Annotated in this window: 20 protein-coding genes; 15 read left to right on the top strand and 5 right to left on the bottom strand. The window is 60.9% G+C overall.

What is annotated here, in order from left to right:
• Positions 1 to 12: 12 nt before the first annotated feature.
• The gene (locus tag KF691_09465) at positions 13 to 1716 is read right to left on the bottom strand and encodes an MmgE/PrpD family protein (GenBank protein MBX3389667.1); all 1704 of its coding nucleotides are present in this window, start codon (positions 1714 to 1716) and stop codon (positions 13 to 15) included.
• A 267-nt stretch (positions 1717 to 1983) separates the two neighbouring features.
• Here KF691_09465 and KF691_09460 point away from each other — a divergent pair, with 267 nt between their 5' ends.
• The 8 genes from KF691_09460 to KF691_09425 all read left to right on the top strand — a co-directional run bounded on the left by KF691_09460 (position 1984) and on the right by KF691_09425 (position 10555).
• Complete coding sequence (locus KF691_09460; GenBank protein ID MBX3389666.1) at positions 1984 to 2172, top strand: hypothetical protein; 189 nt, start codon at positions 1984 to 1986, stop codon at positions 2170 to 2172.
• Between the two features lie 56 nt (positions 2173 to 2228).
• A complete protein-coding gene (locus KF691_09455) occupies positions 2229 to 2483 on the top strand; it encodes a sigma-70 family RNA polymerase sigma factor (protein MBX3389665.1) in 255 nt (84 codons plus the stop codon).
• A complete protein-coding gene (locus KF691_09450; protein MBX3389664.1) occupies positions 2480 to 2698 on the top strand; it encodes a hypothetical protein in 219 nt (72 codons plus the stop codon). Before KF691_09455 ends, KF691_09450 begins: the two co-directional genes overlap by 4 nt.
• A complete protein-coding gene (locus tag KF691_09445; protein MBX3389663.1) occupies positions 2695 to 2988 on the top strand; it encodes a hypothetical protein in 294 nt (97 codons plus the stop codon). Before KF691_09450 ends, KF691_09445 begins: the two co-directional genes overlap by 4 nt.
• Before the next feature lie 156 nt (positions 2989 to 3144).
• Positions 3145 to 4671, top strand: coding sequence for an NCS1 family nucleobase:cation symporter-1 (locus KF691_09440; protein ID MBX3389662.1), 1527 nt, complete (start codon positions 3145 to 3147; stop codon positions 4669 to 4671).
• Between the two features lie 66 nt (positions 4672 to 4737).
• Entirely contained in the window at positions 4738 to 6126 is a 1389-nt protein-coding gene (locus tag KF691_09435; protein MBX3389661.1) for an aminotransferase class III-fold pyridoxal phosphate-dependent enzyme, read from the top strand.
• Between the two features lie 56 nt (positions 6127 to 6182).
• Positions 6183 to 8030: a cation:proton antiporter gene (locus tag KF691_09430; GenBank protein MBX3389660.1), complete on the top strand. Its 1848-nt coding sequence runs from the start codon at positions 6183 to 6185 to the stop codon at positions 8028 to 8030.
• An 11-nt stretch (positions 8031 to 8041) separates the two neighbouring features.
• Positions 8042 to 10555: a hypothetical protein gene (locus KF691_09425; protein ID MBX3389659.1), complete on the top strand. Its 2514-nt coding sequence runs from the start codon at positions 8042 to 8044 to the stop codon at positions 10553 to 10555.
• Positions 10556 to 10572: 17 nt separating this feature from the next.
• Here the strand turns inward: KF691_09425 and hydA are convergent, their stop codons facing one another.
• The 3 genes from hydA to preA all read right to left on the bottom strand — a co-directional run bounded on the left by hydA (position 10573) and on the right by preA (position 13682).
• On the bottom strand, positions 10573 to 11958 hold the full coding sequence (gene hydA, locus KF691_09420) for a dihydropyrimidinase (protein ID MBX3389658.1): 1386 nt from the start codon (positions 11956 to 11958) through the stop codon (positions 10573 to 10575).
• Between the two features lie 101 nt (positions 11959 to 12059).
• Entirely contained in the window at positions 12060 to 12431 is a 372-nt protein-coding gene (locus tag KF691_09415) for a GxxExxY protein (protein ID MBX3389657.1), read from the bottom strand.
• Between the two features lie 120 nt (positions 12432 to 12551).
• Complete coding sequence (gene preA / locus KF691_09410; GenBank protein MBX3389656.1) at positions 12552 to 13682, bottom strand: NAD-dependent dihydropyrimidine dehydrogenase subunit PreA; 1131 nt, start codon at positions 13680 to 13682, stop codon at positions 12552 to 12554.
• 284 nt (positions 13683 to 13966) lie between these two features.
• Here preA and KF691_09405 point away from each other — a divergent pair, with 284 nt between their 5' ends.
• The 7 genes from KF691_09405 to KF691_09375 all read left to right on the top strand — a co-directional run bounded on the left by KF691_09405 (position 13967) and on the right by KF691_09375 (position 22018).
• Positions 13967 to 16900, top strand: a complete 2934-nt coding sequence (locus KF691_09405) for an insulinase family protein (GenBank protein MBX3389655.1) — start codon at positions 13967 to 13969, stop codon at positions 16898 to 16900.
• A gap of 111 nt (positions 16901 to 17011) precedes the next feature.
• Complete coding sequence (locus tag KF691_09400) at positions 17012 to 17863, top strand: hypothetical protein (GenBank protein ID MBX3389654.1); 852 nt, start codon at positions 17012 to 17014, stop codon at positions 17861 to 17863.
• A gap of 126 nt (positions 17864 to 17989) precedes the next feature.
• Positions 17990 to 18364 (top strand): four helix bundle protein, encoded by a 375-nt coding sequence (locus tag KF691_09395; GenBank protein MBX3389653.1) that lies wholly within the window; start codon positions 17990 to 17992, stop codon positions 18362 to 18364.
• Between the two features lie 17 nt (positions 18365 to 18381).
• Entirely contained in the window at positions 18382 to 20193 is a 1812-nt protein-coding gene (locus KF691_09390) for a fumarate reductase/succinate dehydrogenase flavoprotein subunit (GenBank protein ID MBX3389652.1), read from the top strand.
• Between the two features lie 2 nt (positions 20194 to 20195).
• Positions 20196 to 20618 carry a hypothetical protein gene (locus KF691_09385; GenBank protein ID MBX3389651.1) on the top strand — a complete coding sequence of 141 codons (423 nt, stop codon included), beginning with the start codon at positions 20196 to 20198 and terminating at the stop codon, positions 20616 to 20618.
• 43 nt (positions 20619 to 20661) lie between these two features.
• Complete coding sequence (locus tag KF691_09380; protein ID MBX3389650.1) at positions 20662 to 21450, top strand: succinate dehydrogenase/fumarate reductase iron-sulfur subunit; 789 nt, start codon at positions 20662 to 20664, stop codon at positions 21448 to 21450.
• Positions 21451 to 21508: 58 nt separating this feature from the next.
• Entirely contained in the window at positions 21509 to 22018 is a 510-nt protein-coding gene (locus tag KF691_09375; GenBank protein MBX3389649.1) for a hypothetical protein, read from the top strand.
• A 10-nt stretch (positions 22019 to 22028) separates the two neighbouring features.
• Here KF691_09375 and KF691_09370 read toward each other — a convergent pair whose 3' ends face one another.
• Entirely contained in the window at positions 22029 to 22484 is a 456-nt protein-coding gene (locus tag KF691_09370) for an RpiB/LacA/LacB family sugar-phosphate isomerase (protein ID MBX3389648.1), read from the bottom strand.
• Positions 22485 to 22488 lie beyond the last annotated feature (4 nt).

The following is a 22488-nucleotide window of genomic DNA, read 5'->3' as shown; positions in this document are numbered from 1 at the left end:
GATGAACGGAAGCTACTCGAACTTCCCGTGCGACTTGATCTCGAAATCCATGATTTCTGCGAGTTGCTTGGCCGACTTTGATTTGAGTCCGCCGAGTCGCTTGACGAGCGCTTTCGGGTCGTCGCTCGCGATCTCGGCCAGTTTCTTGAACTTGTGATCGAGTACCTCTTGCAGATCGATCTTGTCCGGGCCTTGATCGTTCCGGGCGTGCCCACCCGGATACATCACGAGGCCGCTGTCGAAGGACTGGCCCTGATCGTCGGTGATGATCATCGAGGTGGGAATCCCGTCCGGATACTTGCGGTCGTACTCCTCGCCGCCCCATTCGAACGACATCTTGTCCATGAGACGCCGCGTGAGCGGGTCGCTGAGGCTCTTGGCGGAGAAGTCGTGAGGGAGGAGCATGACATCGCGCCATGTCGCCTTCGCCGCCTTGCTCGCGGCGCGATTCTCGAGTGCCTTGCGGAGCATCGTGCAGACCAGATAGAGCATCGAGTGATCGGCAGATTGGCGTGTCTTCGGATCGCGCTTCGCGGGGTCGCCGATGATCCCGAACGCGGGCTCGTATGCCTTGACCACGATCTTGTCGATCGCGTCGCCGGTCTGATCATCAAGCAGGTGCGGGTTGCGGGAAATCAGGTTGATCATCCCCTGCAGCGCGCCCGCGCTCTGATGTTCATAGAGACCCAGCTTGAAGTGCATGCCCATCACCGCGAAGTCGGAGCCGGCGCGGCCGAGCACAAGATCAAAGGGCGAGGCGTAGGTCTTTGTTCCCCAAGATTCCTTCGCGTCGGGGATGCCCGTGCCGCCGCTGGCGGTTTTCTTGAACAACTGACCGGGCCCTTCGAAGAGGCGGAAGATTGCTTCGGGATTGCGGAAGATGTCGCGCGGACCGAGGAACCCGGCCATGCTGCGCTTGACCGAAAGCACTGCTGCTTCCGTGCTGATCGCTGCGGAAGCGCCCTTGGAATCGCTGAGTTGCTTGCCGGCGCGGATCGCGCGGAACGGGATGTAGTGCGCGACGACCATGCCGATCGCGCTCTCGATCTGTTCCGCGGTCGCGCCCATCATCGCGCCGAATGCCGCGGCACTTCCGATGGCGCCGTGTACGACATGATCAATCTTGTACGACTTGAGGCTGAAGACCTCGGCGAGTCGGCCTCGGATCTCGTCGATGAGGATCATGCCGCGGAGCGCGAAGTTGCCGTCCTTGCCGCGGAGCTGCGCCGCGGCGAGCGCGACGCCGTAGAAATCGTTGTGGCCGAACTCGCCGGCGGTGTGACCGAGTTCGGGATTGAAACCGAAATTGGTTCCGTTCGAGTCCCACTCGCGCACGGCAGCGCCGTTGGCGACGAGTGCCTTTTCGACCTGCACATCGGTGCGGCTTCCAAAAGTGGGGACACCCGAGCGGACAGCGCCTCTTGCCCACGGCACGCCCGCGAGTGAACCACTGCCGGAAACCGGCGTTGCATACTGGTGCGCTTCGGCGCGGAGGATGGTGGGGGCGTTGGTGCCGAGCGCGAGGGCCGAGACGCCGCAGAGATTCGCGTCTGTGTGGAACAACTCCGTGCGATCGAGGACAGACTGGTCGGGTTCGCCTCTTTTGGCTGGCGAATCGGACATGAAGTCGATGGCGTACTGCGCGATGCCGAGGGCCTGATTGGTGTCGGCCGGGAGATGGATGTGGGTGTTTTTGTTGATGTTGAGTGTTGGCATGAGCTTGGATGACTCAGTGAAGGGAGCGAGTGGGCTGGCATTGGGGGTCGTACCCCGGGGGGAATTCGAGCCGCAAGCGTACGCACCGGAGAATTTGCGAAAAACCCCAAAACACCCAACGGCGGCCGGAACCTCCGGGAATCCTGTGACTCTTGAGAGGTGTGATGGAATCACACGGGCATCTGTGCGGGCGAGCCGGAGGGGCGGGTCGAGGCAGCAAAAACGGCCGGCGATTCGACGGCCGCACTCCACACAGAATCTTTCGGTTTGCTCTATCGCGAGCACTACGGAGCGGTCGCGGGCCTGATTTACCGGCGGACGGGGAACAAGCACGTCACCGAGGACCTGGCGAACGACGTCTTCGTCGCCGCGTTCTGCTCGATCCACACATACCGGGCGGAAGTTCCGATGCTGGTCTGGCTTCGGCGCATCGCGCACAACCGAGTGAACCGGTAGGTTCGGCGCGAGGCGGGCTGCGCGGCATCCTCCGACGGATCCCGATCTTTCGAGAAATGCTGCCCGAGCCGCGGCTCGAAGGCGAGCAAACACCGGCGCTTGCGGCGCTGCTCCGGCTTCCGGCGTCGCAGCAGGAAGTGCTTTCATCGCATTATCTCGAAGGGATGCCGCTCGAAGAAATCAGCATGATGCTCGGAATTAACACTCAGGCGGTCAAATCGAGGCTGGCGCGTGCAAGGGAATCGCTGCGAAGGGAACTTGATCGCGACGGGCACCTTCGGCGCAGTACGGAAACGGAAACACGATCATGAGCAACAAGAACGATCCAGTTGAAAACGCCTTGAAGTCGCTGTCCGCTGCGCAGTGGACAGGAGAACCGGATTGGCGCAAATTGCAGGAGCAGATCATGAGCACGAGAGGCTTTGGGTGGAAGCGATTTCTGTTTGCCGCGGCACTCGCGGGCGGCTGTTTCGCGGCGGGGGCTGCCAGCGGCATTGCGTGGGACCGATTCACTTTTCCGGCGTGATGCATCTGAATAACGGTGGAACCGCAAACGTCGTCGGCGAGGCGGTTCGACAGCCGGACGGAACCGTCCACCTGACGGTCGACGCGAACGGCGCGGACCTGACGTCCGGCGGCGTGATGGAGATGAAGATGCCCGATGGGGGCACAGGGACTTTTGTGACGAAGGGAGTCGATCCGTCGAATGGGCGGGAGATCACGCTCCCGGATGGCAGAAAAGTTCGCGTGACCAACGAAGAGGATGCCCAGGCGCTGCTGCGAGCCGTGGAACAGAACGCGCCTCAGCCGAAATAAGAGTAGCGAGTCTGATTCTCGAAAGGCTCTTCCCATCGGGAAGAGCTTTCTTGCTTGGCCGGGAACGGGCAGAGAGCAAGAAATCTGGAGCTTTTAGCCGATATCACAAGGTTCGCACGTCTGTTTCGGAGGGACAGGCGTCCGGAACCATTGCTCATGAACGAATCAGGTTTCGCTGCACTTTCAAATCCCGATCTCGCCCCGACGACTCCGGCGCAGCGAACCTGGAGCACGTGGCACATCGCGGCTCTCTGGATCGGCATGGCGGTGTGCATCACCACGTACACGATCGCCGCCGGGATGATCGGGCAAGGGATGGCGTGGTGGCAGGCGGTGATCACGGTCGCGCTCGGCAACCTGATCGTGCTTATTCCGATGATTCTCAACGGCCATCCGGGCGCGAAGTACGGCATCCCATTTCCGGTCCTGATGCGGGCCAGCTTCGGCACGACCGGGGCGAATATCCCGGCGATTGCGCGGGCATTGGTCGCCTGCGGCTGGTTCGGGATTCAGACTTGGATCGGCGGCGACGCGATTTACCAGATACTCGCTTCACTCGGTGCGATCGATCTGGTTGCGGAAAAAACGCGGATCATGGCGATCGGCCTCACGCCTTGGCAGGCCGCGTGCTTTCTCGCGTTCTGGTTCATCAATCTCCACTTCGTCTGGCACGGAATGAATTCGATCAAGTGGCTCGAATCGTGGGCCGCGCCGTTTCTGATCGCGGCGGGGCTCGCGCTCATGGGCTGGGCGCTCTGGCGGGCCTCGGAAGTCGGAAGTGTCTCCGATGTGTTCGCGCAGGGTTCGAAGTTTCAGAGCAACCGCGCATTCTGGCTGGTTTTCTTCCCGAACTTGACGGCGATGGTTGGATACTGGGCGACGCTTTCTCTGAATATCCCCGACTTCACGCGATTTGCTCGCGACCAGAAATCACAGGTGTGGGGGCAGGCGATCGGACTGCCGACGACGATGACGCTCTTTTGTTTCATTGGAATCGTCGTGACCAGCGCCACGACGATCATCTTCAAGCAGACGATCTGGGATCCGGTAACGCTCGTTTCCAAGCTCGGCTCAATTCCTGTGATCGTGATTTCGCTGATCGCGATCACGATCGCGACGCTCTCGACCAACATTGCGGCGAATGTCGTCAGCCCCGCCAATGATTTTTCGAATCTCAACCCACGTGTGATTTCGTTCCGAATCGGCGGGATCATCACGGCGGTCATCGGCGTGCTCATCATGCCGTGGTATCTCTACACTAATCTCTCGGCGTACATCTTCACCTGGCTTATCGGATACTCCGCGCTGCTGGGGCCTATCGCCGGAATCATGCTCTGCGACTATTACATCATCCGCAGGAAGCAGCTGAACGTGGATGCGCTCTACGACCCTCGCGGCGAGTACTCCTACTCCGGCGGAATCAACTGGCGGGCGGTGATCGCGATGGGCCTCGCGGTCTTGCCGAACATTCCCGGATTCCTCAATGCCGCGGCAAACCGGACGCACGCGCAGGCCGCGGCGAATCCGAACGTGCATCCGATGTTCCCTCAGTTTTTTGATGAGATTTACGGGTACGCATGGTTCATCGGGCTCGCGCTCGCGATGGCAATTTACTACTTCCTGATGCGGGGGAGGGTGAAACGCGGCTCGCACATCGCGCTCGGTACCGCAACTTTGCGATAAGCGGGGACCGACGGCGGTGTTCTACCCTTCCCATAGAGAAACACGCACAAAGAAGAGGGATTTACCATGACAACCGCCACCGCATCGCCGTCCAAGGCCCCGACCCTTCCGCCTTGTGATTTCAAGCCCGCGCCCTACACGGGCCCCAGCAAAGAAGAAGTGCTGGCCCTTCGCAAGGAGTTCTGCACGCCCGCGCTCGTCACCTATTACAAAAATCCGGTGATGATGGTGCAGGGGCACATGCAGTACCTGTTCGATGAGACCGGCCGGCGCTATCTCGATGTCTTCGGCGGCATCGTGACCGTGAGCATCGGCCACTGTCATCCGAAAGTGATGGCGGCGGTGAATGCGCAGAACGCTCTGCTCCAGCACACGACCACGATCTATCTGCACCCGACAATCGGTCAATACGCAAAGAAGCTCGCGTCCACCTTTCCGAAAGAATCGGGGCTGAGCGTCGTTTACTTCGTGAACTCGGGCAGTGACGCGAACGACCTCGCCATGCTGATGGCGCGGGCGCATACCGGGAACTACGACTTCATTGCTCTTCGGAACGGCTATCACGGCGGTTCGGCAGCCCCGATGGGTCTGACGGCGCACAGCACCTGGAAATTCAACACGCCTCAGGGCTTCGGCGTGCATCACGCGATCCTGCCCGATCGCTTCCGGGGCCAATACGGATACGACGATCCGAAGGCGGGCGAGAAATACGCAATCGATGTTCAGGACGTGATCCGCTACACGACCAGCGGGAAGGTCGCCGGATTCATCGCCGAGCCGATGCAGGGCGTCGGCGGCGTTGTCGAGATGCCTCCGGGCTATCTCGGTGCGGCCTACAAGGCCGTGCGCGACGCCGGCGGCCTCTGCGTAGCCGACGAAGTGCAAACAGGCTTCGGTCGCACCGGAGAGAACTTCTGGGGCTTCCAGACGGTCGGCGGCCGCGGCGTCTACCCGGATATCGTGACCATGGCCAAGGGCATCGGAAACGGATGCCCGCTCGCCGCGGTCGTCACAACGCCCGCGATCGCCAAGAGCCTGACCAGCCGCATTCACTTCAACACCTTCGGTGGCAATCCCGTCTCGATGGCGCAGGGCTTTGCGACGCTCAATGTTCTGCTCGAAGAGAACTATCAAGAGCAGGCGAAGGACAAGGGCGCGAAGCTGTTCGCCGGGCTGCGCGAACTTCAGAAGAAGCATCCGATGATCGGCGACATCCGCGGCAAGGGCCTGATGTGCGGCGTCGAACTGGTCACCGACCGCGCGACCAAGACTCCGGCAAGCGCTCAGTGTGCCGCGGTCTTCGAGCGCTGCAAAGACCTCGGGCTCATCATCGGCAAGGGCGGCTTCTTCGGAAACGTGCTGCGCATCAAACCCCCGATGTGCCTGACCGATGCCGACATCCAGTTCATGCTCGATGTACTCGATGTCGCGATCGGCGAAGTCGAGAAGGCTTGAGACGCTTTTCTGTGCGGGCGCGCACGCTGTGCTGATTGGCGATACTTTAATCGCTGATGTGCGACCTTTTTGCGATTTCGGTGCTCGGCGCGGGTGGGGGCGCGAGTGGAGCGGACGGCTTTGACAGTCTGCCGCTGATCCGGACCATCGCCGCGGCATTCGCCGTGGCGTGGGTGCTCGGCCTCGTCACGCAACGTCTCGGGCTCTCGCCGATCGTGGGCTATTTGCTCGCCGGCGTCATCATCAGCCCGCATACGCCGGGATTTGTCGGGAATGTCGAAATCGCGCAGGAGCTCGCGGAGGTCGGCGTCATCCTGCTCATGTTCGGTGTCGGCCTGCACTTTCATCTCAAAGATCTGAACGCGGTGAAGTGGATCGCGATCCCAGGCGCATTCGGGCAGAGTCTCGTCGCCACGTTGCTCGGAATGCTCATTTTCTGGTCGATGGGATGGGATTTGCGCGCAGGAGCCGTGCTGGGAATGGCGATGGCGGTCGCGAGTACGGTTGTTTTGATCCGCGTTCTGACGGATAATGGTGTGCTGACGACCCCGGCGGGGCATGCCGCGGTCGGCTGGCTGATCGTGGAAGACCTGTTCACCGTCGTGTTTCTCGTCATCCTTCCCGTGATGGGGGGTTCATCCGATAGCGGCGGGCTGGCGGAAGCGACGACGGCGAATGTGAGTTTCTGGCCGACGCTCGGCTGGGCGCTCGCGAAACTCGGCGTCTTTGTTGCGATCGTGTTTGTGATCGGCGCGAGAGTCGTGCCGTGGATTCTGGTGCAGGTTGCGAGATTGCGCTCGCGCGAACTGTTCACGCTGACAGTTCTCGTGCTTTCGGTTGCGGTTGCCGCGGGGGCGTATTACCTGTTTGGCGCTTCGATGGCGCTCGGCGCATTCCTGGCCGGCATGATGGTGGCGCAGTCTCCTGTGAGCCATCAGGCGGCGGCCGATGCGCTCCCGCTCCGCGACGCCTTTGCAGTGCTCTTCTTCGTGTCGGTCGGGATGCTCTTTGATTGGCACATTCTGGTCGATCAACCCGGGATGGTGCTCGCGGGGCTCGGGATCGTGCTCGTCGCGAAGCCGATCGCGGCGCTGATCATCGTGCTGGTGCTCGGCCACTCGATGCGGACGGCGTTGACCGTGGCGGTGGGTCTCGCGCAGATCGGCGAGTTCTCGTTCATTCTTTCGAACGTCGCGATGGGACATTCGCTCATGCCGAGCGAAGGGCCGAATGTGATCGTTGCCGCGGCGATCCTCTCAATCACGGTGAATCCGCTTCTGTTCCGTCTTGTGAAACCGGCGGAAAACTGGCTGCGCTCGATGCCGCGCTTGTGGAACGCGCTCAACGCAAGAGCGGAGCGCCGGGTGCACGCCGACAACGCCGAAACTGTGGAACGACTTGCGGCCGGCTCGACCGAGGAGCACGGGCGAACCGCGGTGGTAGTTGGGTATGGACATGTCGGAAGGACGGTCGATCGGCTGTTGCGCCAGGCGGGGCTGCGAACCGTCATCATCGATATGAACATGGACACTGTGGGGGAAGTGAATCATGCGGGGCGGCTGGCGATCTTCGGCGATGCGCAGAGCGCGGAAGTGTTGACGCAGGCGGGTGTGCGAGACGCCAAGTACCTGCTCGTGACGATGGCGGCGCATTCAAACCCGGCGCCGGTCGTCATGCAGGCGCGACAGTTAAATCCCGACATGCACATCCTGGTTCGAACCCGCTATCTGAACGAGAAAAATGCGCTCGCGGTCGCTGGCGTGACGGGGGCGGTGTTTGAGGAAGCAGAGGCCGCGATCGCGCTGGGCGAATTGGTTTTGAAGGACTTGGGCGCCGATAGCGCCACCATCGACAAAGAGATCACCGGTTTGCGCGCGGGAATCGTTTCGGGCGCGATTCGGTAGGAGTCCAGAGCATGCGCACTTTGCGAATCGGGATCGTCCTGTTGGTTTGCGCGGCGTTTGGCTATTCCGCCGCCGCGATGGATCTGAAGTTCGAACTTCAATTTCCTCGCGCAAAGCGGGTGTACCTCGCCGGCAATTTCAATAACTGGGCCGCGAATGTGAACGGCAAGCCGCAAGACGCCGGCGCTCTCATGTCCACAGGTGCGGACGGCCTCTGGACAAAGCAAGTCGAGGTTGATCAGATCGTCGTGCGCTACAAGTTCGTTGTCGAAGATGCGAGCGGGCGATTCGAATGGATCGCCGATCCGAATGTGCGCCAGCAGGATCCAGACGGCAACAGCGTCATCTTCGTCGGAACCGGGCCGATGGAGCCACTCGCCGCGATTCGAAGAATGGAAGTACGCTCGGATGGTAAGGCGATTGTGCTCGTGCTTCGCGACGAGCGCGAAGTCATGCTCGACGCGATAGAAATCAAAGGGCCGAGTGGCATTGACAACCTGCATCTCGACGCGAAGGCGACCAGCGAGCGCGCAATCGCGATCGAGTGGACCGCCGACGACCAAATCCACGATTTCGACGCGAGATTGAAAGACAACAGCCGCTACTACGGCGGCGGCGAGCGGTTCAACGCGATCAATCAAAAAGGCAACGTCCTTCGGATGGCAAGCAGCGACCACCCGGAGGAAAAGGGGCTCTCCACGTACAAGCCCGTTCCGTTTGTGATCAGCAGCAGGGGGTATGGAATCTGGCTCGACAGCACGACGCCGAGCACGTTTGATCTGAACTCAACGGAGCGCGACTTCGTGATCGTCCGCGACCATGCCAGGCGCATGCGGCTGGTGCTGATCGCGGGTCCGAAGCCCCAGGATGTGCTTTCTGAATTCACGCGGTTGACCGGGCGACCGAACGTGCCGCCTTCGTGGGCGTTCGCGCCGTGGAAGAGCCGCGACGTGCACCGCAATCAGAACGAAGTACTGGATGATGCGAGCCTCAGCCGCAAGCACGGCCTGCCGGCTTCGGTCATTGTGATCGATAGTCCGTGGGAAACAAGCTACAACGATTTCCGCCTGAATGAGCAGCAGTTCGCCGACCCGGACGCGATGTTCGCCGAGGTGAAGAGGCAGGGCTTCGTGCCGTGTTTTTGGCTGACGCCGTTCGTCAATCTCACCAACGTGACGGACATGAAAGGAATCGACGGTGGCCCCGCGAGCAATTTCGAGGATGCGGTCCGCAATGGCTACCTCGTGCGCTCCGGGCCGAGCGCCGGAAAAGATGCGGGCAAGCCGTCGATCGTGCCCTGGTGGAAGGGGACCGGCGCGCTCGTGGACTTCACGAATCCCGCCGCAGTGGAGTGGTGGCAGGCGCAGATGCAACCGATGGCCAGGTGGGGTGTCGCTGCGATCAAGTGCGACGACGGCGAGAGTAACTTCGTCACAGATGCGGTCTTTCACGACGGATCGACCGCATCGGAGATGAAGGGTCGATACGCTCAGCTCTATCTCAAAGCCGCGAACGATTTTCTGGAGGAGGTCCGTCCCGGTGATCACACGCTGATTTCGCGGTGCGGCTTCACCGGCACGGGGAAGTATCCGTTCGGCTGGGCCGGAGACAACCACGCCGACTTCTCGTTCGAGAATGGGTTGCCCGGAGTCATCATCGCGGCACAAACCGCTTCGCTTTCCGGCTTGCCATTCTGGGGCTGCGACATCGCGGGTTACATGGGGGATGCGACGCCGGAGCTCTTCATCCGCTGGACGCAGTTTGCCGCGTTCACCCCGCTGATGATGGCGCACATGCAGTCGAACAAGGGGCCGTGGGATTACGGTGAACAGGCGCTCGCAATCTATCGCGACTTTGCGAACTTGCACACCCGGTTGTATCCCTACATTCGAAACGCGGCACAAGAGGCGAGCGAGAAGGGCGTGCCGCTCATTCGGCCCATGGCGTTTGCTTTTTCCGACGACGCTGCCGCGGCGAGCGCACAGTTTCAATTCCTGTTCGGCCCGGATTTACTGGTGGCGCCGATGTTTCAGAGCGGAACGCAGCGCTCCGTGTATCTGCCCCGCGGCACGTGGATCAACTACTGGACCGGCGAGGGGATCGCCGGACCCAAAACGGTTTCAGTTGCGGCGCCGCTGGAACAGGCTCCGCTCTTCGTTCGAGCCGGGGCACTTGTGCCGATGCTGCCGCCGGGCATCGCCACGCTCATGAGGCGCACCCCGGAGATCGATCCGAGCGTCGAGTGTCTTGATGACCGCTTGATCCTCGAAATCTGGCCCGGAGATAGTGGTTCGGTGGCTTGCGCCGATGGATTGAGTGCCGCTGTTTCCAAGCAGGGCATGCAGCGGACTCTTCGCATCACGCCCGGCTTTGCGCGGGACATCGAAGTCAGGCTTCGCTACGTGAGCCCCGGAATCACTGTTTCGCATTCCGGACCGGATTCCACCGATGCTCTGCGCGACGGTGACGCTGCGGTACTCACATTCCCGAAAGCGAGCGAAGCGTTCAGCGTGACTTGGAAGTGAACTCGCAGGTCGCTTCATCAACCACGTCCAACGAGCCTGCCGGTTCCCATCTTGCCAACGAACTTGGCGCCCTTCACCATCACCTGCCCGCGCACCGTGACTGTGTCGCTCCGTCCCTTCATTTCCCATCCTTCGAACGCGGAGTAGTCGGTCGCCATGTTGTGATGGGTCTTCGATGCAGAGTGGACTTTTCCGCGATACGCCGGGTCATATACCACGAGATCCGCATCGGAGCCTACCGCGATCGTCCCCTTGCCTTTGAGACCGAAGATCCGCGCCGCCTGCGTGCTCGCGGCATCGACAAAGGTGTTCAAATCGATCCTGCCCGTCGCGACGCCCTGCGTGTAGAGCAGATCGACACGGTTCTCCACGCTCGGAATCCCGTTCGGAATCTTCGTAAACGCGTCTTTGCCCATCGTCTTCTGCGATTCGAAATCGAAGGGCGCGTGGTCGGTTGCGACTGTCGCGATCGTGCGCGATGCAAGGTGGGCCCACATCTTGGCGAGCTGCGACTTGTCGCGGAGCGGAGGAGACATGACGAATTTCGCGCCCTCGAATCCGTTCTTCTGTGTGTACGAGTGATCGACCACAAGATGCGGGATCACGACTTCGATGTGCGCCTTCACGCCCCGCCCGATCGCGGCAACCGCTTCTCGCACCGCTTCGTCGCACGACGTGTGCACGACGTACACCTCCGCCCCCGTCAATTCGGCGAACGTCATCAGGTGATGCACTCCCTCGGCTTCGACCTGCACCGGTCGCGAGGGTTCATGGAATTCCGGGGCGGTCTTGCCCGCCGCGAGCAGTTCCGCCTGCATCTCGGCAACAAGCGTTTCGTTTTCGCAGTGCGCCGTCACGACGACGCCGAGTTCCTTGGCGAGCTTGAGCGTGTGATATAGCTCGCGATCATCGACGCCGAGCGCGCCCTTGTACGCGAGAAAGACCTTGAACGAGCGGATGCCGCGCTTCACGATCTCTCGGAACTGCCTGGCCGCCGTGTCGTCAAATCGCGTGACGCCCATGTGGAACGTGAAATCGCACGCGGCCTTTCCCTGCGCTTTGCCGAGCCAGGTCTCGAACGCCGCCATCGGCTCGTCGGTTTTTCCCGGACAGATCATCTCGATGAGCGTGGTAGTCCCGCCCAGGAGCGCCGCACGCGAGGCCGATTCCCAGTCGTCCTTCGCGTAGGTGCCCATGAAGGGCAGGTAAATGTGCACGTGCGGGTCGATGAAGCCGGGGAACACATACTTGCCCGAGGCGTCGATGACTTCCGTGCCCGGCGCGCACGACTTCGCATCGATGCTCTTCTCGATGCGTGTGATCGTGTCCGCCGCGCAGTAGATGTCGGCGACGTAGTCGTCGGAGGCGGTAATGACGCGGCCGTTCTTAATGAGTAAAGGCATGGGATTTCAACACGGAGGACCACTGAGTACCACGGAGGAAACACTGAGAAAATCAAAGCCAATCAAAGCCAATCAACGGAAATTGTGAAAGTCGAAGCCAGTCAAACAATCCGCCGGATGAGATGATCGGTGACACGCAACTGATTGAAGTTGATCAACAGGCCGACGCGGATGCCTGAGAGACGCAAATAAGTCAGCAACTGGGCCTCGTGAATCGGCGCGATCGCTTCGACCGACTTCGCTTCGACAATGACGCTGTTCTCAACCACGATGTCCGCGCGATAACCGCACTCCAAATGAGTCTCTCGATAAATGATGGGGATGTCCACTTGGCGACGTACAGACAGCCCTCGGTTCATGAGTTCAAAACAAAGGCACGCCTCGTAAGCGGACTCCAGAAGCCCAGGCCCCAACTCATCATGCACGGCAACCGCCGCGCTGATGATTTTTCCAGTCAGTTCTGAGTGGAGCAACTTGCTCAATCGAATTCTCTGATAGCTTTCGTTCGTCTCTCTCTCTCTCTCTCTCTCTCTCTCTCTCCGTGCCTTTTCTCCGTGGTTCCCCGTGGTACTCCGTGTTTATCTTCCGGTCTCTCAGTTCGCCACCAGCTTGTTCGACTGTTCCACAAACTTCTCGCCCGTCCACTGCGTGTCCTTGGTCACGCGGCCTTCCGCCGCGGCCTTTTCCAGCGCCTTCGCCTGCGCCTGGCGCTGCACCAGATCGTGATGCGTCGTGAAATACTGGAGCGAGTGGCCCCGGAATTCTTCGATTGTCTTGAATCCCTTCGCGTCCATGAATGCCGACAAGCCGCGGCAGAGTTCTTTCGCCAGCGCATATCCGTGGATCATCACGCCCGTGCAGACTTGCACCGTGTTCGCGCCAAGCAGGATGAACTGCGCCGCATCTTCGCCGGTCTCTACGCCACCGATCGCGGAGAGCGAGCGGCCGGGAAATTCTGACTTCATCATCCGCGCGCATTCCATCACCATCCGGAGCGCGATCGGCCGAACCGCCTTGCACGAATAGCCGCCTGGGGTCGTGTACCCCTCGACGGTGGGCTCGGGGCGCAGAGTCTTGAGGTCGACTCCCATGACACACAGGATTGTGTTGATCGCCGCAATCCCCTCGCAGCCGTTGCGAAGCGCCGCGCGTGCCGGCTCCTCGATGTGCGTGATGTTCGGCGTCATTTTCGCCCAAACTGGTTTCTTGCTGACGCTGTTCACCCAGCCGCAGACCGTGCCGAGGACTTCGCAGTCCTGGCCCATCGCGGCGCCCATCTTGCGTTCCGGGAGTCCGTGCGGGCACGAGAAGTTCAGTTCGAATGCATCGACGCCGGCGTCCTGGCAGCGCTCGACGATTTCGCACCAGGCGTTCTTGTTGTACTCCTCCATGATGGAGGCGATCAGGATGCGATCCGGGTACTTCTGCTTGACCTGTTTGAACTCTTCGATCCACGTATCGAACGGCCGGTCCGAGATCAGCTCGATGTTCTGCCAGCCGACGATCGTCTCGCTTCCCTTGGCCCCAACCCTCATCCGGGCGTAGCGAGGCGCGACGTTGATGACCTTCGATGCATCCAAGCTGATCGTCTTGGCGATCACCGCGCCCCAGCCCTCATCAAAAGCCTTGCCGATGACGTTTGCGTTCGTGCCCGGAGGGCCGGACCCGATGACAAACGGGTTCGGTAACTTCAAGCCATCGACTGTCACACTCAGGTCGGCCATGACAGAGCCTCCGTTTCCGCGGTTGGACGCCGCGGCATGCTCGCGGGAGAGAGGGGGTGAACCGCTCAGCATACCGCATCTTCACAAAGAATGCGAGAGGTGTTCGGTATCAACAGACCGGAATTGCCGGGGCCGGCGTTGCGTCGGAAATACCAGTATTTTCAATGACTTACGGCCGGCGTAGCAGCAATTGATTTGTGGTAAACTATCCGCCCTGGTGGGCGGGGCCCAAGCCGTGTGTCCCATGATCCCCTCCCGATCGATTTCACCAAGGAAAGGCCACAATGAATTCAGTATCCCGCGCTGCGAGCGCTCTTGTCGTCGGGCTGGGTGTGCTTTCTTCCGCCATTGCGCAGCCCCTCCCGGTCGACCCCGCGCTCGTCGTCGGCCAACTCGACAACGGCCTCAACTACATCGTGCGGCAGCACTCGGTGCCCGAGGGACGCGCGGTCGTCTGGGTGCACATGCACACGGGGTCGCTCAACGAGACCGATCCGCAGCGCGGCATCGCTCACTATCTCGAGCACATGGCGTTCAACGGATCCGAGAACTTTGCTCCCGGAACGCTGGTTCCGTTCTTTCAATCGCTGGGAATGCAGTTCGGTCGCGACCAGAACGCGTTCACCAATATGGAGCAGACGACGTATCAGTTGTCGCTTCCGGATACCAAGCCCGAGACCTTGGGTAAGGGCTTGACGTTCTTTGCCGACGTCACCGGTCGGCTCTCTCTATTGCCGAATGAAATCGACGACGAGCGCCAGATCATTCAGGAGGAGCGTCGGCGCGGCTTGTCGGGTCGCCAGCGTACCGGTTTCTACGTGATCGAGCGCATCGCGCCGGGATCGCTGTACGGTGAACGCATCACGATCGGCAAAGAAGAGACGATCGATAGTGTGAAGAAGAAGGACTTCGAAGACTACTACGGCAAGTGGTACGGCGCATCCAACGCAACACTCATGGTGATCGCCGACGCAAACCCCAACGAGGTAGTGACGCTCATCAAGGAAAAATTCGGATCGCTTCCCAAAAAGCCGAAGCCGACCCCGGTCGACGTGCGCGTGAAGGCGTACGACAAAAGCTTTGCGATCGTCGCGAGCGACCCCGAGGTGCGCAGCGAGGACATCCAGATTGTCCGGCTCGAGCCGGGGCGCCCCGCCATCACCACGGTGCCGCAGTTCCGCGACGACATCGTCGCCGGGATCGCCGAGATCGCCATGAATCGCCGGCTGAGCGACAAGGTTTCGAAGGGATCGACCAGCTATCTCAACGGTCGCGTTTCGATGGGGAATCAGGGAACCGCGATCTATGCCGCGAACGCGAACGCGCGTGCCAAGCCCGGAATGTGGAAGGAGACGGTTGAAGAAATCGCTCTCGAAATCCAGCGCGGGCGGCAATTCGGGTTCACTTCGCGCGAAATCGAAGACGCGAAGAAGGAGATGATCGCAAGCGCGGAGCGAGCCGTCGAGACCGAGGGGACGACGCCGATGCAGGGATTGATGAATCGTTTGAACGGCGCGGTCTCCGCCGGCGAACCCGCGATTTCGCCCGCGCAGCGACTCGAGCTTCTTCAGAAGCTGCTCCCGCAGATCACCGAAGAGGAAGTCGAGAAGCGATTCGCGAAGGAATTCGATCCCACTGCGATCGCCTTTGTCGCGACACTTCCGTCGGGTCCGAACGTGCCGAGTGAATCCGAACTTCTCGCGATCGGCACCAGGGCTTTCACGGTGCAGCCGACTCAGGAATCGGAAGCCGAGCACGCCACCCAGTTAATGAGCGATCTTCCCAATCCGGGAGAATTTGTCGAATTCACGGAAGACCCGTCGAGCAAGGTCTGGTCGGGGTGGCTCTCGAACAACGTGCGGGTTCACTATCGATTCATGGACGAGCGGAAGAATCAGGCCTCGGTGCAGATCGCGCTCATCGGGGGGGAGCTGCTCGAAAACGCCGACAACCGCGGCATCACGAGCGCGGCGCAGCTCGCGTGGAGCCGGCCCACAACCCAGAAGCTCTCCTCGACTGATATCCGCGAACTGATGACGGGAAAGAAAATCAACGTGCGTGGCGGCGGCGGCGCCTTTGCCGGGCGCGGGGGTGGGCGCGGGGGCCGGGGAGGTGGAGGAGGAATCGGCGGCGCAGAAGACGCCATCACACTCAACATCAGCGGAAACCCGGAGGAACTCGAATCTGGTTTCCAACTGGCGTACTTGCTCCTGACCCAGCCGAAGATCGAGGCCTCGTCGTTTGATCAATTCAAGACGATGTCGAAAGAGATGCTGATCGAATCGACCAAGAACCCGATGATGATGGGGATGCGCACGTCGATTTCGGCGCAGTATCCGGAAACAGAGCCTCGCACGAAGGTCATGACCCCGGAGCAGGTGGATCGACTCTCGCTCGCGTCGTCGCAGGCGTGGCTCGACAAACTCATCAAGGATTCGCCGATCGAGGTTGTCGTTGTCGGCGATGTGCCGAAAGATAAAGTCGTGGAACTCGCGGAGCGTTATCTTGGATCGCTGCCGCAGCGTACGAAGGTCAGCGCCAACACGTACGCCAATCTCCGCAAGATCGAGAGGCCGAGCGGTCCGCGGATCATCGAGAAGACGATCGATACGCCCACGCCGCAGGCGTTTGTGATGTCCGGTTTTTATGGCGCGGACCAGGCGAATCGTGCCGATGTTCGGGCGCTGGCGATGGCCTCGCGAATTCTGTCGACACGCATGGTGAAAGAAGTGCGTGAGGATGCGCAGCTGGTGTACAGCATCGGCGCACAGTCGCGGGCGGCAACGACGTATCCGGGATTCGGCATGTTCTCTGCCGGCGCACCGACGGAGCCCTCCAAGGTGAAGCCTCTGGTGGACAAGCTGGCCTCGATGTATGACGAGTTCGCGAAGAACGGGCCGACTGAGGAGGAGATGGTGGTGGCGCGCAAGCAGTTTGCCAACACGTTCAAGGATCAATTGCAGGACCCGGGGTACTGGGCGCAGCGGCTGGATCAGATCACATTCCGCGGTCTGAAGCTCGAGGAGATCGTTGAAGATCCCGAGGCGTATCAGGCGCTGACCGCCGATCAGGTCAAGCAGGTCTTCGCGAAGTACTACTCGCCCGACCAGGCCGTCGTCGTGACGGTTCGCCCCGCGGCTTCTGCTTCGCCGGGCGCGGTTCCCGCACCCCGGTCGACGGTTTCAGGAGAATCGGAAGGCTCGGGAAGCGGGCACTGAAAGCCGCTTGAGCTCGACATTGATGATCGAACTCAAACCCGCCCGATTGACGATTGAAGTCCGGGCGGGTTTTAGTATGCTCAGCCCGTCGGCACGGTCGAGGAGCCATTGATGAGTCGCGGAATCGACGTTCGGTTGCCCCAAATCCGAAAGCTTGGTGAGACGTCGCGCACGGATGCGTGGTGGGTTCAGCCGCTGCTCACGTTTCTCGGGCTCGGCGCGTTCGTCGTCTATTCGACGTGGGCCGCATTTCAGGGCAAGAACTTCGCGTATGACGGCGGGGGAGCGCACTATCTCTCGCCGTTCTATTCGCCTTTGCTGTGGGACCCGCCCGGAATGCACACCGGGCACGCGTGGTTCGGCGAGGCGCCGAGCTGGCTGCTCTCGATCTGGCCGAGCTTCATCGTCTTTTCGCCTGCGCTGCTGATCCTGTGGGCCCCGGGCGGCTTTCGATTCACCTGCTACTACTACCGCGGCGCGTACTACAAGGCTTTCTGGGGCGACCCGCTGAATTGCGCGGTCGGTGAGCCCGGGTTTCGGAAAGAGGCGTATCGGGGCGAGCGGAAACTGCCGCTGATTCTGCAGAACGTGCACCGTTACTTTCTGTATCTGGCGCTGCTGTTCCTCATCATCCTCGTGTACGACGCGGTGCACGCGTATGTGTTCACGAATCCCAAGACCAAGCGGAACGGGTTTGGAATCGGGATCGGCTCGCTGGTGCTCACCATCAACCCGATTTTGCTGGGCGGCTACACGCTCGGGTGCCATTCGTTCCGACACCTGATCGGCGGGCGCAAGGACGAATTGGGAGGCGGCGCGAGCAAGAAAGCGTACGACTGCGCCTCGTGCCTGAACCGCGGCCACATGATCTGGGCGTGGCTGAGCCTCTTCTGGGTCGGCTTCACTGATTTTTACGTGCGCATGTGCGCGAGCGGGTATTGGGCGGATATTCGGCTCGTTTAGGCGGAGCGTCGTGGGTCCTCGGTCCTGAAGTCCTGAGTCCTGAGTCGGGAACGAAACGACAGAGAGGTAAAGCTCGTGGTTGTTCGAAAGTTCGAAGATCTTCAAGTGTGGAGGAAGGCTCGAGTCGTGAACAAGCGAATTCATGAATTGACACGGGAACGCGCGTTTCGGCGTGACTACGTGATGACCGATCAATTTCGCCGGGCTTCGCTTTCCGTCATGAACAACGTCGCCGAGGGGTTCGAGCGATATCGAAGAGCGGAGTTTCTGCAGTTTCTTTCGATTTCAAAAGGCTCGGCCGGGGAGATTCGCTCGATGCTGTATGCGGCCCTTGATGTCGGGCACATTAACCAGCCGACCTTTGAAGAATTGCTAGAGCTCATACAAGAACTGGGCAGCTCGCTGGGGAGTTTTCGATCGGGTTTGGAGCGCAGCGCGCCAAAGCCCTCTGTGGGCCGAAGAAAAGCCACGGTTTGTGTGACGCAGGACGCAGGACACTAAGACTCAGGACTCCTCCAATGAGCGACTATCAGACTCACGAACACGATGTGCTGGTGATCGGTGCGGGGGGCGCGGGATTGCGCGCGGCGATCGAGGCCTCGGCTTCGGGTGTCTCTGTGGGCCTGGTGTGCAAGTCATTGCTCGGCAAAGCGCACACGGTGATGGCCGAGGGCGGCATGGCCGCGGCGATGGCCAATGTGGACGACCGCGACAACTGGAAGGTTCACTTTTCCGATACGATGCGCGGCGGCCAATACCTCAACAACTGGGTGATGGCGGAGATCCACGCCAAGGAAGCGCCGGACCGGGTCCGCGAACTCGAGAAGTGGGGCGCGCTGTTCGATCGCACGAAGGACGGGCGCATTCTCCAGCGAAACTTCGGAGGTCATCGCTATCCGCGCCTCGCGCACGTGGGCGACCGCACGGGACTCGAGATGATCCGGACGCTTCAAGACTACGGAATCCATCAGGGCATCACGGTCTACATGGAGCACACGACGACGGCGCTTCTGAAGGACAGTGAGCGCGTTGTCGGCGCGTTCGGATACGACCGCGAACGGGGCCGGTTCCGGGTGTTCAAAGCCAAGGCGGTGGTGCTCGCGACGGGCGGCATCGGTCGCGCGTTCAAGATCACCAGCAATTCGTGGGAATATACCGGCGACGGGCAGGCGCTCGCGTATTTTGCGGGCGCGGACCTGATGGATATGGAGTTCATCCAGTTCCATCCGACGGGGATGGTGTGGCCGCCGAGCGTGAGAGGCATTCTCGTCACCGAAGGCGTGCGAGGCGAGGGTGGACGCTTGCTCAACAACAAGGGCGAGCGGTTCATGTTCAACGACATCCCGGACCTGTACAAGAACCAGGTTGCAAAGGACGCCGAGGAAGGCTGGCGGTATGTCGAGGGCGACAAGAACGCGAATCGGCCGCCGGAGTTGCTGACGCGCGATCACGTGGCGCGCTGCATCAATCGGGAGGTGAAAGCGGGAAGGGGCAGCCCGCACGGCGGCGTTTATCTCGACATCGCGTGGATCAAAGAGAAAGTGGCGAACGCGCCGGAGCGCATCAAGAAGAAACTGCCGAGCATGTATCACCAGTTCAAAGAACTGGCCGGCGTCGACATCACAACCGAAGCGATGGAAGTCGGCCCGACAACGCACTACGTCATGGGCGGCGTGCGCGTCGATGGTGTGACGCAGATGTCGAACGTGCCCGGTCTTTTCGCAGCGGGCGAGGTCGCGGCGGGCTTGCACGGTTCCAATCGATTGGGCGGAAACTCGCTCTCGGACTTGCTCGTTTTCGGAAAACGGGCGGGCGAGCACGCCGCGGAATTCGCGAAAAAATACGGCGCGGGCGCGATCGATGAGGGGCAGGTGAGCGCAGCGGCCAAAAAGGCGCTCGAGCCCTTCGACCGGCCGACGGGCGAGAATCCGTATGTCGTGCAGCACGCGCTGCAGGAGATGATGCAGGACAAAGTGGGGATCGTGCGTACCGAGGCGGACATGATTGCGGCGCTGGAGGGGCTGATGATGCTCAGGAAGCGTGCCGCGGGAGTCGGGATCGACGGGAATCGTGAGTACAACCCGGGCTGGCACACGGCGCTGGATCTTGAGAACCTGCTCGTGTGCTCCGAAGCCGCGACGAGGAGCGCGATCGACCGGGAAGAGAGCCGCGGCGGGCATTTCCGCGAGGATCATTCGGAGAAGAAGAAGGAGTTCTCGCAGCACAACACGGTGGTTCGGCGCGGGCCCGATGGATCGATGCAACTTCGGCGCGAGACCATCTCGCCGCTGCGGGACGATCTCAAGCAGGTCATTGAGGAAAACAAGTAGACGTGGCGAACGACGGAACAAAGCCTCGGATTCGAGGGCTTCGGCCGATGCTGGCGGTTGTTGACCTGCCGGGGGCGGTTCGGTTCTACATTGAAAAGCTCGGATTCAACTGCAGTTCGATGCACGGGAATCCGCCGGTCTGGGCGGAGGTCGAGCGCGATGGGACAGCCGTCATGCTCAACGCGCCGCCGGCCGATTCGGTTCGGCGCGATGTGCCACGCAAGAGCAAGGACTATCAGGTTTTCTACTTCGATGTGCGGAACGCGGAAGCGCTTCGCGAAGAGTTTCTCGCAAAGGGTGTCGATGCCGGGGAAATGCGTGTCGCGATCTACGGCATGAAGGAATTTGAAGTGCGAGATCCGGAGGGTTACTGGCTCTGGTTTGCAGAACCAACGGACGAAGCGCCGACAGCACGCGAGGAATGAAACGGAGCTTTGGGAATAGGGTATCGGTTCGATCGGAGAATGCATGACCACAACCGGCAACACGCGCCCTTCAAATGGCACACAGAGAGCCATGTTCCGAGTCTGGAAAGGGCAGGGCGAGAGCGCCGCGTTCAAGGATTTTCATACCGACGTGAGCGGCGGCATGGTCGTGCTGGATGCGATTCACCAGATTCAGGCGGAGTCGGAGCCGACGCTCGCGTGCCGCTGGAACTGCAAGGCGGGCAAGTGCGGCTCGTGCTCGGCGGAGATCAACGGCAAGCCGCGCCTCATGTGCATGACCAGGCTCGACACGCTCGATCTTTCGATGCCGGTGATCGTCGAGCCGATGAAATCGTTCCCGCACGTGAAGGATCTCGTCACGGATGTGTCGTGGAACTACGAGGTGAAGAAGCGGATCAAGCCTTTCAGGCCGCGGAAGCCCGATGCGCCGGATGGAACCTGGCGGATGCAGCAATCGGATGTCGATCGGGTGCAGGAATTCCGCAAGTGCATCGAATGTTTCCTGTGCCAGAACGTGTGCCACGTGCTCCGTGATCACCACAAGCACGACGAGTTCGCAGGCCCGCGGCACTTTGTGTACACGGCGGCACTCGAGATGCACCCGCTCGACACCGAGGATCGCACGAAATATCTACGGGATGAAGAAGGTCTTGGGTATTGCAACATCACCAAATGCTGCACAAAGGTCTGCCCGGAAAACATCACGATCACGGACAACGCGATCATCCCGCTGAAGGAGCGCGTGGTGGACGAGTTCTACGACCCGTTGACGAAGCTGTTCCGGATGTTCAAGCCTCGGAAGTTGGAGTGATTTGGCGGAAATGGTGTTCGAAGCGATGTGAATCGATCACGAATTACCGGAGGTTGATATGTTCGCGCTGAAACCTATTGCGCTGGAATCGGTTTCTCGTGCGCTCGCCAAAGCAGAGCGATATCGGCTCCTGAACGAGCCGCGGGAAGCGGAGAGCATCTGCCGCGACGTTCTCGATGCCGATCCGGGAAACCAGGATGCGATTGTCGCGCTGATTCTGTCGCAGTCGGACCGATTTGGGTCGCCGAAAGCGTCCGCCGACGAGGCACGTCAGCTCGTCTCGCGGCTAAAGGGAGAGTTCGAACGCTCGTACTATCGAGGCGTCGTCGAAGAGCGGTGGGCCAAAGCGTTGTTTGATTCCGGCTACCCAGGTGAGACGATTTTCGGCCTGTTGCGCGAAGCGATGACCTGGTTCGAGGCCGCGGACAAAGTCGCCAGCTCGGGAAACGACGACGCCGTTCTCCGATGGAACGCCTGCGTCCGGTTCATCCAGCGTGAGGGATTGAGCGCGGCAACGCCCGAGCCCGAGGGCGAAGAGAGCTTCGACGACGACGTGCCGGCGCGATGAACGACGATCGTCACCGCTTGCGATCGGCGGAGAGCGCCGCGACTTTTGCGAGCCGGCGGAGATGGCGTTCTTCCTTGCTGTACTGCGCCGTGAGAAACGTCTGAACGAAGTCCCAGGCGGTCTCCACGCCGGTTGTTCTGCCGCCCAGGCACAGCACATTCATGTGGTCGTCTTCGACCCCTTGCTTTGCAGAAAAGTGGTCGTGGATGAGCGAGGCGCGGACACCTTCGACCTTGTTCGCGCAGATTGCGGCGCCGACCCCGCTGCCGCAGACGGCGATGCCGCGCTCGACCTCTCCCGCAGCGACAGCGCGAGATAAGGGAATGACATAATCCGGATAATCGTCGGCCGGGGTGCTCGCGCCGTCGCCGAAGTCGCGGACGGTGTGGCCCGCTTTCTGAAGGCGCACGGCGAGTTCGCGTTTCAACTCGAATCCACCATGATCCGCGGCGATTCCGATGATCACGCTG

The sequence above is a fragment of the Phycisphaeraceae bacterium genome, assembly GCA_019636555.1.
In the GTDB taxonomy this organism is placed as follows: Bacteria; Planctomycetota; Phycisphaerae; order Phycisphaerales; family UBA1924; genus JAFEBO01.
Note: the sequence above shows the minus strand (reverse complement) of the source record. Positions and strands in the feature narration are given on the sequence as shown.

Coding starts and splice junctions, on each gene's coding strand:
- KF691_09465 (MBX3389667.1), bottom strand. CDS start 1,716: ATGCCAACACTCAACATCAACAAAAACACCCACATCCATCTCCCGGCC.
- KF691_09455 (MBX3389665.1), top strand. CDS start 2,229: ATGCTGCCCGAGCCGCGGCTCGAAGGCGAGCAAACACCGGCGCTTGCG.
- KF691_09450 (MBX3389664.1), top strand. CDS start 2,480: ATGAGCAACAAGAACGATCCAGTTGAAAACGCCTTGAAGTCGCTGTCC.
- KF691_09440 (MBX3389662.1), top strand. CDS start 3,145: ATGAACGAATCAGGTTTCGCTGCACTTTCAAATCCCGATCTCGCCCCG.
- KF691_09435 (MBX3389661.1), top strand. CDS start 4,738: ATGACAACCGCCACCGCATCGCCGTCCAAGGCCCCGACCCTTCCGCCT.
- KF691_09430 (MBX3389660.1), top strand. CDS start 6,183: ATGTGCGACCTTTTTGCGATTTCGGTGCTCGGCGCGGGTGGGGGCGCG.
- KF691_09425 (MBX3389659.1), top strand. CDS start 8,042: ATGCGCACTTTGCGAATCGGGATCGTCCTGTTGGTTTGCGCGGCGTTT.
- hydA (MBX3389658.1), bottom strand. CDS start 11,958: ATGCCTTTACTCATTAAGAACGGCCGCGTCATTACCGCCTCCGACGAC.
- preA (MBX3389656.1), bottom strand. CDS start 13,682: ATGGCCGACCTGAGTGTGACAGTCGATGGCTTGAAGTTACCGAACCCG.
- KF691_09405 (MBX3389655.1), top strand. CDS start 13,967: ATGAATTCAGTATCCCGCGCTGCGAGCGCTCTTGTCGTCGGGCTGGGT.
- KF691_09400 (MBX3389654.1), top strand. CDS start 17,012: ATGAGTCGCGGAATCGACGTTCGGTTGCCCCAAATCCGAAAGCTTGGT.
- KF691_09390 (MBX3389652.1), top strand. CDS start 18,382: ATGAGCGACTATCAGACTCACGAACACGATGTGCTGGTGATCGGTGCG.
- KF691_09380 (MBX3389650.1), top strand. CDS start 20,662: ATGACCACAACCGGCAACACGCGCCCTTCAAATGGCACACAGAGAGCC.
- KF691_09375 (MBX3389649.1), top strand. CDS start 21,509: ATGTTCGCGCTGAAACCTATTGCGCTGGAATCGGTTTCTCGTGCGCTC.